The organism is Aeromonas sp. R7-5 (genome assembly GCF_040908015.1).
In the GTDB taxonomy this organism is placed as follows: Bacteria; Pseudomonadota; Gammaproteobacteria; order Enterobacterales; family Aeromonadaceae; genus Aeromonas; species Aeromonas caviae.
On the sequence record NZ_JBFOCZ010000032.1, the window covers coordinates 81,225 to 93,737 of the forward strand.

General features: G+C 65.8%; 9 protein-coding genes. 3 read left to right on the forward strand and 6 right to left on the reverse strand.

Annotated features, from left to right (window positions below):
- Window positions 1-57 precede the first annotated feature (57 nt).
- Window positions 58-1,338, forward strand: coding sequence for an L-methionine/branched-chain amino acid transporter (gene yjeH / locus AB5Y53_RS13450; RefSeq protein WP_041211297.1), 1,281 nt, complete (start codon window positions 58-60; stop codon window positions 1,336-1,338).
- Between the two features lie 43 nt (window positions 1,339-1,381).
- Here yjeH and AB5Y53_RS13455 read toward each other — a convergent pair whose 3' ends face one another.
- From AB5Y53_RS13455 to AB5Y53_RS13470, 4 genes are all read right to left on the reverse strand, one after another.
- Complete coding sequence (locus AB5Y53_RS13455; RefSeq protein ID WP_368182273.1) at window positions 1,382-1,918, reverse strand: GNAT family N-acetyltransferase; 537 nt, start codon at window positions 1,916-1,918, stop codon at window positions 1,382-1,384.
- A gap of 72 nt (window positions 1,919-1,990) precedes the next feature.
- A complete protein-coding gene (locus AB5Y53_RS13460) occupies window positions 1,991-3,718 on the reverse strand; it encodes an ABC-F family ATP-binding cassette domain-containing protein (RefSeq protein WP_368182275.1) in 1,728 nt (575 codons plus the stop codon).
- A gap of 350 nt (window positions 3,719-4,068) precedes the next feature.
- The gene (locus tag AB5Y53_RS13465) at window positions 4,069-4,506 is read right to left on the reverse strand and encodes a PliI family lysozyme inhibitor of I-type lysozyme (protein WP_368182277.1); all 438 of its coding nucleotides are present in this window, start codon (window positions 4,504-4,506) and stop codon (window positions 4,069-4,071) included.
- Between the two features lie 112 nt (window positions 4,507-4,618).
- Window positions 4,619-6,649 carry a M13 family metallopeptidase gene (locus tag AB5Y53_RS13470; RefSeq protein WP_368182279.1) on the reverse strand — a complete coding sequence of 677 codons (2,031 nt, stop codon included), beginning with the start codon at window positions 6,647-6,649 and terminating at the stop codon, window positions 4,619-4,621.
- 129 nt (window positions 6,650-6,778) lie between these two features.
- Between AB5Y53_RS13470 and tilS the strand changes: the two genes are divergently transcribed.
- Window positions 6,779-8,113 (forward strand): tRNA lysidine(34) synthetase TilS, encoded by a 1,335-nt coding sequence (tilS, locus tag AB5Y53_RS13475; RefSeq protein WP_368182280.1) that lies wholly within the window; start codon window positions 6,779-6,781, stop codon window positions 8,111-8,113.
- A 42-nt stretch (window positions 8,114-8,155) separates the two neighbouring features.
- Here the strand turns inward: tilS and AB5Y53_RS13480 are convergent, their stop codons facing one another.
- On the reverse strand, window positions 8,156-9,082 hold the full coding sequence (locus AB5Y53_RS13480) for a GGDEF domain-containing protein (RefSeq protein WP_041214696.1): 927 nt from the start codon (window positions 9,080-9,082) through the stop codon (window positions 8,156-8,158).
- A gap of 187 nt (window positions 9,083-9,269) precedes the next feature.
- Here AB5Y53_RS13480 and AB5Y53_RS13485 point away from each other — a divergent pair, with 187 nt between their 5' ends.
- Window positions 9,270-11,222, forward strand: coding sequence for a monovalent cation:proton antiporter family protein (locus AB5Y53_RS13485; protein WP_201925599.1), 1,953 nt, complete (start codon window positions 9,270-9,272; stop codon window positions 11,220-11,222).
- Between the two features lie 27 nt (window positions 11,223-11,249).
- Here AB5Y53_RS13485 and AB5Y53_RS13490 read toward each other — a convergent pair whose 3' ends face one another.
- Window positions 11,250-12,410 carry a patatin-like phospholipase family protein gene (locus AB5Y53_RS13490; protein ID WP_053288144.1) on the reverse strand — a complete coding sequence of 387 codons (1,161 nt, stop codon included), beginning with the start codon at window positions 12,408-12,410 and terminating at the stop codon, window positions 11,250-11,252.
- Window positions 12,411-12,513: the final 103 nt, after the last annotated feature.

Consider the following 12,513-nt stretch of genomic DNA (forward strand, 5'->3'; position numbering starts at 1 on the left):
AAAGCGGTGGTGGCGGCCTAACATGGCGGGATGTTTTTCTAGACGGGACAACAGGATATGTCTGGGTTGAAAAAGGATCTCGGGCTCTGGCAGGGGATGGGGCTGCTCGCCACCTCCCTGCTCGGTACCGGGATCTTCGTGGTACCGGCCACCGCCGCCTCGCTGGCGGGAGGGGCGTCGCTGTGGGCCTGGTTGCTGCTGATTGCCCTGGTGCTGCCCATCGCCTTTACCTTCGCCCGCCTCGGGCGGCGTTATCCCCACGCGGGGGGCGCGCCCCATCTGATTGGCCTCGCCTTTGGCAACGGCGCCGAGCGCTTCTCCGCTTTCCTGTTTCTGGCGGTGCTGCCGGTGGGCCTGCCTGCCGCCCTCACCATCGCCGCCGGTTTCTGGCACGCCCTGTTCGACATGGGGGAGTGGACCCTCTGGGGCATCCAGCTGCTCACCCTGCTCGGGGTCTTTCTGCTGGGGCTGCGGGGAGCGCGCTCCTCCGGCAACCTGCAACTGCTGATCGCCCTGGCCATTCTCGGGCTCACCCTGCTTATCTGGGTCAAGGGGGATCTCAGCTGGCGCGATGCCGCCCAGCCTCTGCCAACGGCGAGCGAATGGCCCGCCATGGGCTCGGCGCTGGCGGTGATGTTCTGGTGTTTCGTGGGGCTCGAGGCCTTCGCCCACATGGGGGAGGAGTTCAAGCGGCCAGAGCGGGACTACCCCCTTGCCCTGCTGGGGGGCGTGCTGCTGGCGGGGCTCATTTACTGGGTGCACTCGCTGGTGGTGCTCAAATATGACCTCTACGGGGACGAGGCGACCAATGCCACCGCCATTCCGGCCCTGCTCTCCCTGCTGTTCGGCCCCACCGCCAAGTGGCTGGTGGCGGTGCTGGGCTATCTCTCCTGCTTCGCCAGCATCAACATCTACCTGCAAGGTTTTGCGCGCCTTATCTGGAGCATGGCGCGGGAGGGCAAACTGCCGGTCTCCCTCTCTCGCCTCTCGGCCCGGGGCGCTCCCCTGCATGCCCTTGCCTGGGTGCTCGCCATCTGTTTCGTCTCCATCACCCTGATCCTCTGGCTGCGTCTGCCCCTCGATGCGCTGATCCGCTACGCCAACGGCAACTTCGTGCTGGTCTATCTGCTCTGCATGGCGGCCGGCTGGCGCTTGCTGTCGGGGACCGGCAAGGGGTTGGCGGGCCTCAGCGTGCTGCTCTGCACCCTGGTGCTGCTGGCCCTCGCCACCCAGGTGCTCTATGCCGTCGTGCTCAGTCTGGGGTATGGCGGCTTCTCCCTGTGGCGGCGCAGACGCCGCCGCTCGGCGTCCGATGAGGGTGTCTGCGCCATCAAGTAACTCCCGAAAAAAAGCCCCGCAGTGCGGGGCTTTTTGTTGCTGGTCACAGGCTGGCGGGCAGGTCGCTGCGCAAGATGGCGTAGTGGCGCAGGGAGATGAAGCCATCCCCCTTGCGCTCGCACTCCCGCGCCGTGCCCTCGTAGTGAAAACCGGCCCGCTCCAGCAGGCGGGCGGAGGGGTGGTTGGGCTCCTCCACCACTGCCAGCAGCCGGTGCAGGTCGGTGGTGCGGTAAGTGAGCGGGAGCCAGAGTTGCAGCGCCGCGCTCATCACCCCCTTGCCCCAGTGTTCGGGATAGAGCCAGTAGCCCAGCTCGGCACACCGGTGAGTCGGGTCGGCATCGTTGTAGCCGATGGCCCCCAGCGGCTCGCCCGAGAGTCGGTCGCGAATGAGATGCCAGGCGCCACGGCCGGTGCGGGTCAGCTCGGCATACCAATCCATCTGTGCCCGGCATGCCGCCAGGCTGTCGTAGCTGACGCCGTAGTAGGCGACGACCCGGGGATCGGATAGGCCGCGATAGATGTGAGGCAGATCGGCGTCGGTGACGGGATCCAGCCTGATGTGGGGTGGTGCTGATGTCATGATGACTCCTTGCGGCCAGCCGTGGCTGGCCGCGTGTGTTGCGTAACAAGAGATGGATGATCCGGGCTGGCGTCAGGCAAACCCGAGCCGCTCGGCCAGGCGCGCCAGCTCGTCACGCCACTGCTGCTGCAGGCGCGGGGTCTGGTGCCTGGGCTTGCGGGCCAGATCGGCGGCGAGCAGGGCATCGAGCTCATACCAGCGCGCCAGCAGCGCCTCTTCGTCATCCCCCGTGGCGGCCGCGGTCTGCGGGTCACCTGATCGAGCCGGGCTGCCCGCCTGCGGCAAGGGGGCATCGCCCAGCAGCTCGGCATAGGCCCGCTCGGCGCTGTGAGCCTCCTGGATGCGCCCGTCCTGTATCAGCCAGAAGCGGTTGCAACTGCGCTCGATCAGCTCCCGGTCGTGGGAGACCAGCAGCACGCCCCCGGGGAAGGCCGCAATGGCATCGGCCAGCTCCTCCTTGCCCGCCAGATCCAGGTGATTGGTGGGTTCGTCGAGCCAGAGCATGTGGTGGCTGCCGAGGGACAGGGCGAGAAACAGCAGCCGTGCCCGCTCGCCCCCGCTCAGGGTGTGCACCTGCTGGCCGTGGCGGACATAGGGGAAGCCCGCCCGGATCAGCGCCTGTCGCCGCGTCACCTCAGGCAGAGGGGCCAGGGGGTACAGCGCGTCGCTCAGGGTGGCGTCGTCAGCCAGCTGCTGCAGGGACTGATCGTAATAGGCGATGCTGGCGCCGGGGTGGCAGTACCAGCCCGCCTGCGGACTCTGCATGGTCAGTTCGCGCCAGCACTGGCGCAGCAGGGAAGACTTGCCGGTGCCGTTGGCACCGAGCAGAGCAACCCTGTCTCCCGCCCGCAGCCAGAGCCCCTCGGCACGCAGCAGCGGCGGCAGTGCCGGTGCCGGCGATACGTCGAGGGCCTCCAGTCGCAGAAGGGTGTCGGCAGGCAGGCTCACTCCGCGCAGCTCGAGCCGCCAGGGGGCCAGCGCCGCCACCTGGCTCTGCTCCTCCTGCAGGCGGGCGATACGTTTTTCCATGGACTTGGCCTGGCGCACCAGCTTCTCGTTGTCATGCTCCCGCCCCCAGATGGCGAGGCGCTTGCTGCTGGCGCTCAGGCGGTCTATCTCCTTTTGCTCGTCCGCCCGGCGCAGACGGGCCTGCTCATCCTCGGCAGCCAGTGCCGCCCTGGCCTGGCTGCAGGGCAGGGCGAAGCGGTGCAACTGGCCGTCTCGCAGGATCAGGGTCTGATCCGTGACGCGGTCCAGCAGGCGAGCGTCGTGGGAGACCAGCACGAAGGCGCCGCGCCAGCCCAGCAGAAACTGCTCGAGCCAGAGCAGGGCGGGCAAGTCCAGGTGGTTGCTGGGCTCATCGAGCAGCAGCAGGTTGGGTTGGCGCAGCAGGGCGCGGCCTATCTGCAGCCGGCTGTGCTGGCCACCGCTCAGTGCACTGACCGGCAACGTGGCCTGGGCCTCCAGCTGCAGTTCGGCCAGCAGCTTGTCCACCTGCCATTCGGCGGCGGGGTCATTGCCCAGTGCATCCAGCAGCACGGCGCGGGTGCTGAGGGTGGAAAGCCCGGCGGGCAGTTGCTGGGCCACGAACTCGCAGCGGCAGGCGGCGGCCTGCACGATCCGGCCGGCCTGGGGCGTGCGCTCGCCCGCCAGCAGCGCGAGCAATGTGCTCTTGCCGCAGCCGTTGGCGCCAATCAGGCCAAGTCGGTCGCCTGCGCGAATGCCGAGTTCGAGGTGATCAAATAAGGGAAGGTGCCCCGCACTCATCTGCAGGGAATGGGTACTCATCAGGGTTGTCATGCTCTTGCTCTCTTAAATCGCGGGATGGGAAATCCCTGTCATCAGGAGCGCTGGCGACAACGGCAGAGTCGAGAAAGGTCTCGGTATGGAAGGGAGTCGGCTTTGCTCGAACCCGCTATCGCAGCGCGATGGTATGCAGGCAAGAGCACTTGAATGTGCCGAACAGGCGAGCCGAGAACATCGGACACGCTTGGATAACCATTTTTTACCTCCTTGTGTTTCGTTATGGCAGGGTGCGGCGATTATAGGCACAGAAAAAAACAGGCGTCCATCCGCCCTGTGGGGGGCCGTGGGCACCGCATCGGGAGGCGCGGGGTAAAAAAACGCCCCGTGATACGGGGCGTGGGGGGTCAGTCGCGGGGGGTCTTGAGGGCCTCAATCACATCGTCACTGGAGGCCAGTCCCTCCACGTGGTTGAAGCTCTCCAGCCCCTCCTGGGGATTGATGGTGAGGGCGTCGGCGCTCAGGTAGCTGCCGCTGCCGGCGCTCTCCACCACGACGATGACTTCAGGCTGCTTGTCGCCGTTGAGATCCAGCAGCTTGAGCTCCTTGATGCTGCCATCGCGCGGCAGCACCTTGCCGTCGATGAACTGATCCAGCGGAAACTGCGGGTTGGCACCGGAGTAGAGGCGCACGTCGTAGCTGCCGGTGGAGGCGGGCTCGCCGCGCCCTTCGCTGACGGTCACCACCTGGCCGGAGGGGAGCGTCAGCTGTTTGAAGAAGCCGTCCGCCGCCTGGCTGGCGAGGGGCAGGGTGAGCAGGCCGAGAGTAAGGAATAAGGCTTTCATGGAGAGGACCTTTGTTGCTGCTTGTGTGTCTGTGACGGGCAGGGGCCGCTTCCCTGCCACGTCGGAAGCGGGCAGGGGGCCGCTGGTCGGCCGCCCCCTGCCCGGGTTGTCATCACCATATCTTGACCCGTTTGGCCGGGTCCAGATAGAGCTTGTCGCCGGGCTGGATCTTGAATGCCTCGTAGAAGGCGGGGATGTTCGGTACCACGCCGTTGACCCGGTATTCCGGCGGCGAGTGGGGATCCGAGGCGAGCAGCATCTGCATCAGCTCGGGGCGATACATGCCCTTCCACACCTGGGCCCAGCCGAGGAAGAAGCGCTGCTCGCCGGTAAAACCGTCCAGCACCGGGGCCTCCTTGCCATCCAGGGAGAGCAGGTAGGCCTTGTGGGCGATGGTGAGGCCGCCGAGATCGCCGATGTTCTCCCCCAGGGTAAACTGGCCGTTGACGTACTGGCCCTTGATGGGCTCGAAGCGGTTGTACTGGGCCACCAGCCGGCTGGTGCGGAAGCGAAACTCCTTGAGATCCGCCGGCGTCCACCAGTCGCGCATCACGCCGTCACCGTCGGATTTGGCCCCCTGATCATCAAAACCGTGGCCCATCTCGTGGCCGATCACCCCGCCGATGGCGCCGTAGTTGACCGCATCGTCCGCCGTCATGTCGAAGAAGGGGGGCTGCAAAATGGCGGCCGGGAAGACGATCTCGTTGTTGCTCGGGTTGTAGTAGGCGTTCACCGTCTGGGGTGACATGTGCCACTCGTCCCGATCGACCGGCTTGCCGAGGCGAGCCAGGTTGTCGGCGTATTCGAAGGCGCGGGCCCGCTGCAGGTTGCCCACCAGATCGTCGGGGCGAATGGTGATGGCGCTGTAGTCCTTCCACTTGTCCGGGTAGCCGATCTTGGGTCTGAACTTGGCGAGCTTCTCGAGTGCCTGGGTCTTGGTGGCCGGGGACATCCAGTCCAGCTCCTGGATGCTCTGGCCGTAGGCGGTGCGCAGGTTCTCCACCAGCTGCTCCATGCGGGCCTTGGCCGCTGGCGGGAAGTAGCGCTCGACATAGAGCTTGCCCACCGCCTCCCCAAGATTGTTGTCCAGCACCCCAAGGGCCCGCTCCCAGGGGGCGCGCTGCTTGGGCGTGCCGCTAAGAGCGGTGCCGAAGAAGGCAAAATTCTGGGCATCGGTCTGGCTGTCGAGGTAGGGGGCGTAATCGGTGATGAGCTGCCACTTGAGGTAGGCCTGCCAGTCAGCGACCGGGGTCTGCTGCATCACCTCGTTCAGGGCCGAGAGATAGGTGGGCTGGCCGATGACCAGGCTCTGCTGCCCCGCAAGGCCGGCCTGGGCCAGGTAGGCGTCCCAGTCGATGGCGGGGGCGAGGCGCCCCAGCTCGCTCACCGGTTCCTTGTTGTAGTTCTTCTCTCTGTCTCGCAGGGCCACGTTGTCCCACTGGATCTGGGCGAGCCTGGTCTCGAGGGCCAGGATGCGTTTCGCCTTGGCCTGGGCATCCGTCTCACCGAAGCGGGTCAGCATGGCGGCGATGTGTTGCTCGTACTTGTGCAGCAGCGCCTGGCTGTTGGGGTCGCGCTTGAGGTAGTAGTCCCGATCCGGCAGGCCGAGGCCGGCCTGGTAGAGGTAGACGGCATAGCTGTCAGGGGCCTTGGCGTCGGCGTCTATCCAGAAACCGAAGGGGGAGCCGCCACCGGTGCGGGCGCTCTGGGCGAAGGCCCGGGCGAGATCCTGCGGCGTGCTGATCTGCTCTATCTCGCTCAGCATCGGCAGCAGGGGCGTGGTGCCCTTGGCGTTGCGGGCGGCCTGATCCAGATAGCTCTGGTAGAGGTCGTGGATCTGCTGGGCCGGGGTGCCGGCGGCGGCCTTGCCATCCAGCCCCTCCACCAGCACTCGCACGTCCGCCAGGGATTTGTCCCGCAGCAGGTAGAAGGCGCCGTCGGCGGGCCTGTCATCGGGGATCTTGGCCGTGGCGAGCCAGTGGCCGTTCACGTAGCGGAAGAAGTCGTCACCAGGCTTGACGCTGGTGTCCATGTTGGCCAGCGCAAGGCCGGAGTGTTTGTCCGGTTGGCTCGGTGCCTGACTGCAACCGGCCAGCAGGGCCAGCCCGACGAGGGTGGCCAGGATGTGTTTCTTGTTGTTCATTATGGTTTTATTCCAATTCGGGTTATATGGCTTCCTTGCCCACGCAGGGAGCGATTCACTCTAGCAGCCGGGTTAGCGCTTGATAAGCCCGACTCTGCTAAGATCGGCCTGGTCGTATTGGGGAAGCCTATGATTTCTCGTATTTATTCTCGTTTTTGTCAGACCCTGCCCGCGCCGGAAGGTTCCCGGGGCCTGCTGGTGGCCTTCAGTGGCGGGCTCGACTCCACCGTGTTGCTGGTGCTGGCGGCCCGTTTTGCCCGCGCCCACGGCCTCGCCCTGAACGCCCTGCACGTTCATCATGGCCTGAGCCCACATGCCGACGACTGGGTGGCTCACTGCGAAGGGGTGTGCCGGCAACTGGCGGTGCCCCTCATCGTGGAGCGGGTGCAGCTCTGTCGAGGCAACGGGGAGAGCATGGAGGCCCAGGCGCGGGCGGCGCGTTATGAGCGACTCGCCGCCCACCTGGGGGAAGGGGAGTGGCTGCTCACAGCTCACCATCAGGACGATCAGCTGGAGACCCTGCTGCTGGCGCTCAAGCGGGGTGCCGGTCTGCGCGGGCTGGCGGGCATGGTGGCGAGCCAGCCTTTTGCCGCAGGCCATCTGTTGCGCCCCTTGCTCGACATGAGCCGGGCCGAGCTGGCGGAAGCCGCGCAGTCACTTCCTTATGGCTGGGTTGAGGATGAGAGCAACGAGGACCCGAGCTATGACCGCAACTTCCTGCGCCAGCAGATCATTCCCCTGCTCAAGAACCGCTGGCCCGCCATGGCCCGGACGACGGCGCGCACCATGGCCCTGTGCGCCGAGCAGGAGGCGCTCATCAGCGAGCTGGCCGAGGCGGACTGGCAGGCGGTGGGTGAGGGAGAAGGGCTGCGCATTGACGGACTCCTCTCCCTCTCCCCCGTGCGGCGCAACAACCTGCTGCGCCACTGGATCCGCCGCCAAGGGGGAGAGATGCCCTCCCGCGAGCTGCTGGGCCTGCTGTGGCAGGAGGTGGCGCTGGCGCGCGATGACGCCAACCCCAGGCTGAGCCTGCAAGGGTTGGCGTGCCGCCGCTATCAGGGGCGCCTGTACCTGGTGGCGCCGGATCTCGCCCCCCGCGAGGAGGTGCTGCCCATCCGGATGGAAGAGACGCTCACTCTGCCGGACGGGCTCGGGCAGTTCAGGCTCTGGAGAACGGATGGCGAAGGGTTGCGGACACCGAGGGGGGACGAGCCGCTCTCGGTGCGTTTTCAGGTCGCCCCCGGCGTCATGCTGAAACCGGTGGGGCGGGTGGGCAGCCGGCGGCTCAAGAAGCTGCTGCAAGAGTACGGGGTGCCCTCCTGGCTGCGGGGGCGCATTCCCATCCTCTACTACGGTGAACAGGTGGCACTGGTGGCCGGGCTCTTTGTCTGCGACGGATTTCTGGCGCCAGAAGAGGGGGTGGCGTGGGAGTGGCGGCCCCCCGTCCCCCAGGATGCGGATTGACATCGCAGAGTGACAGGGGGCCGGGAGGCGAAAGGGGATGCCCTATTCGGGCAGGCCGGAGCCCCCGGCTTTCTTGCGGGCGTAAAGATGAGTATCGGCCGTCTCGTAGAGGCGCTGCACATCCATGCCCGACTGCCAGCTGGCGGCTCCCAGGCTGCACCCCACCGAGAAGGCGCTGAGCTCCTTGTGGCTGTGGAGCACATGTTGCAACCGCAGCCAGACCGGGCGCCAGGCCTCGGGGTCCGCGGGTTGCAGCAGCAGGGCAAACTCGTCCCCGCCGAGGCGAAACGCCTGATCCGTCCCGCGAATGCACCCCTGCAGCAACTGGGCGAAGCGGCTTAGCACCAGGTCGCCCACCGGGTGGCCCCAGGTGTCATTGACCTGCTTGAATCTGTCGAGATCCAGCAGCACCAACACCAGGCCGTGGGGTTCCCGGCTGTGTTGCTCCACCGCCCGGCCGATGGCCTCATCGAAGTAGGCGCGATTGCCAAGCCCGGTCAGGTGGTCGAGCCGCACCTGCTGTTCCAGCCGATCCAGCCGCAGATAGAGGGGCAGGGTGAGACTGAACAGCTGATGATATTGCTCAAGCAACCGCCTCTGGCCGTCGCTCAGGGGGTGCTCCAGCTCGTAGTGCAACTGGCCGAGCAACTGCTCGTGTCGTCCCCGCAGCTCGAAGCGATAGGCATGCAGGGTCAGCCTGGCCTGGGGCGGGTGCGAGATGAGGGGATGGGGCTGGCCACAGTCGAACTGGAGCGAGTGGATCCGGACAATGTTTGCCACCCGCTCGGCAAAGATTGCCAGCAGGGCGTCAAGATCCCGTTGCCCCAGCAACTGCTCTATCTGCTGATAGCGGTCCTGCCCGGTCAACGGCGCAAGCCGCTCCATCTGCTGTACCCACTGCTCTATGCCATGTCCGAAGCCGTTCAATGACGATGTGTTTTCCACGTTACAGCCCTTACACCTCTCCATTCATTGCGCAGGCTCTTGCAAGCCCTGTGCCTAAAATATGTCCGATGAAAAACAAGGGGGCTGGCTAGGCTTAACGGGATGAAACGGGAGGGGAAATCCCTGCCGCTGAGCGAGTGGCGTGCCATATGGGGAGCGGGCGCTGTGCTTGCAGGGAAGAGGGGGCCGGGCAAATGAAGGAGAGGGATGGGTGTACGCCGATGTGTTGATCCTGCTGATCTTCGCCGTAGTGCTGGTGGCCATTTTCCGGCGCCTCGGCCAGCCGGTGATCCTTGCCTATCTGTTTGCCGGCATGCTGCTCGGCCCCCACGGCGTGGCCATCGTCACGGGTCAGGCCATGATGCAGACCATAGGGGAGCTTGGCATCGTGTTCCTGATGTTCTCCCTCGGGCTCGAGTTCTCCCTGCCGCGTCTGCTCGCCATGCGCAAGCTGGTGCTGGGGGTCGGCAGCCTGCAGGTGCTGCTCACCTCACTGCTGTTTTTCGGGCTCGGCTGGTGGTGGGGGCTGAGCCTGGCCCAGGCGCTGGTGGTGTCAGGCACCCTGGCGCTCTCCTCCACCGCCGTGGTGATCAAGCAGCTCGGCGAGCTCAAGCAGCTCCATACCCGGCGAGCCCAGCTCGGGGTGAGCGTGCTGCTGTTCCAGGATCTTGCCGTGGTGCCCCTGCTGGTGATGATCCCCATCCTGGCCCAGCCCGAGGTGCAGGGCAGCGCCCTGCTGGCGGAGGTCGCCTGGGCCTCCCTCAAGGGGTTGTTTGCGCTCTCCGTGCTGCTGGCGGTGGGGAAGTGGCTGCTGCCCATGCTGTTTTTCGAGGTGGCGCGCGCACGTTCAGACGAACTCTTCGTACTGAGTGCCCTGCTGGTGGCATTGCTGGCGGCCTCCCTGACCCAGTGGATGGGGCTCTCCATGGCGCTCGGTGCCTTCCTGGCGGGCATGATGCTGGGGGAGTCCCACTATCGTCATCAGCTTGAGGTGGACATCAAGCCGTTTCGCGACGTGTTGATGGGGCTCTTCTTCATTACCATCGGCATGACCATGGACTGGGCGCTGGTGGCGGACGCCTGGTGGCAGGTGCTGGCCTGTGTGACGGGGCTCATCCTGTGCAAGTCGCTGCTCATATTGCTGGCGGGCCGCCTGATGGGGGAGCGCAAGCGCGACGCCATGGCCGCCGGCATCATGTTGAGCCAGGTCGGGGAGTTCGGTTTTGTGCTGCTGGCGCTGGCAAGTCATCACGGCTTGCTGGATCACCAGCTGGTCTCTCTGCTCATCGGCATCGGTGTCATCTCCATCGCCCTCACCCCCTGGCTGGTGTTGCGGGCGCTGGGACTTGCCCACTCCCTCACCGACAGTGCCCTGCTCTCTCGCGCCGAGGTGGCCCAGTCGGGCCTGAGCAAACACCAGCACGTCATCATCGCCGGGTTCGGACGCACCGGCCAAACCTGTGCCCGCTTTCTCAAGCTCGAAGAGATCCCCTTCCTGGCCCTGGATCTCGATCCCGAGCGTGTGAGCGAGGCGAAGCTCGCGGGGGAGCAGGTGGCGTTCGGCGATGCCAGTCGGCGCGACATCCTGCTGGCGGCCGGTCTGCTGCGGGCGCGGCTGGTGATCATCACCTTCGACGATCGCAAGCGGGTCGATGCCATGCTGACGCTGATCCGGGAGCTGGCGGGGGAGATCAAGGTGCTGGTGCGTACCCGGGATGACAGCTTCCTTGAACACTACAAGCAGGCCGGCGCCTTCGAGGTGATCCCCGAATCCCAGGAGGGAGCCCTGATGCTGGTTTCCCACCTGCTGCTCAACTGCGACATTCCCATCGGCCGGGTGATCCGGCGCATGGAGCACGAGCGCAGCAGCCAGTATCGCTTTCTGCACGGTTTCTACTGGGGCGGCAAGAGTGCGGGCAATCTGGAGACGGATCAACAGCTCGAGCGGCTGCATCCTGTGCTGCTGCACGACCAGGCCTGGGCGGTGGGGCACAGGGTACGGGATCTCGCCCTGGGAGAGGTGCGCATCAAGGCGATTCATCGCGGGGAGCGCAGCCTGGATCCCAGGCGCGAGCTGGTGCTGGCGGCGGGAGATACCCTGGTGCTTTTCGGCACGGCCGTGGCCATGGAACAGGCGGAGCAGCGCCTGCTGGAGGGACGCTAGGATCTCCTTGCCATGGGATAAGGCCCCTCAGGCCTCTTCGCGAAACTGCTGCTGCCTCCCGCTGCCCGGCAGGTCGAGGAAGGCCTCGATGCGCTGGCGGTGATCCAGCGCGTCCTGGTATCCCAGCTTGATGAGCCGCTGGCAATAGCCGGGGTCAAACATCAGGAAGCTGGCCAGGCTGCTGCTCTCTTCGCCGTTGACCCCGAGCACTCGCAGCAGACGGCGCAGCTGGGTCGGCAACCGTGGGAGGTATTCGAGGGCGATGAGGTCGAGATCCTGGCTGGGGCGGATCACGCAGGTCTCCACCTGGCGCAGTTTCAGTCGACTGCGCTCCCGTGCCGGAATGAGGGAAAGGGTCTGGTTGATGCGCCCGAGCCGCTCCAGATCCGAATTAAGGGTGTCGGAGAAGACGGTGTTGAGCAGATGGCTCGCGATGTTGGAGCTGGTCAGGTGCCCCTGGCGGGGCGTCGGGTTCTCCCTGTGAGGGGAGTCCAGGGTCACCAGCAGGATCCGCTCCGCCCCCAGGTGGATGGCGGGGCTGAGCGGGCTCAGCTGGTGGATGGAGCCATCCCCGTAGACGCGATCGCCGATGGGGGTGGCGGGAAAGACAAAGGGCAGCGCCGACGAGGCCAGCAGATGATCCGAGGTGAGCAGGGTACGCAGGCCACGTCGTCTGGCGCGCTCCCAGGGCTGATGTTCGGCCCGCCCCTGGAAGAAGGTGGTGGAGAGGCCGTCATCGTAGTCGGAGGCCGTGATGGCGATGGCCTCCAGGCTGCCGTAGAGGATGTTGTCATCGATGCGGTGATAGTCGATGAGCTGATCCAGCAGACGGCGCAGGGGGGCGTTGTCAAACAGGTGAAAGGCTCGGTTGCTCTGGGGGGTGATGAGGCCGGCCGAGCCCTGATAGAGGGTGCGCCACAGCAGTTGGCAAGGGTGGAAGTCGAAGATGTGGTGGGTCTCGAATCGTCGCCAGACCCACTCCAGCTTGCGCACCCCCAGATGGAAACAGGAGGCGTAGCACGCCAGCGCCGTGATGTTGAGAGCCCCCGCCGAGGTGCCGCACAAAATGGGGAAGGGGATGCCGATGTTGCGGGGGTAGAGTTCGGCCACCGCCTTGAGTACGCCGACCTGATAGGCGGCGCGGGCACCACCACCAGTCAGCAGAAGAGCAGTATTGGGTCTGGCCATGAGGGTGCGCCTTATCGTGATCGCCAGGGCGGGTTGCCACCGCGCAATTCAACTATAAGACGTTGTATACCGGATAAAAATGGGCCGCACGCTCAATTTTTGC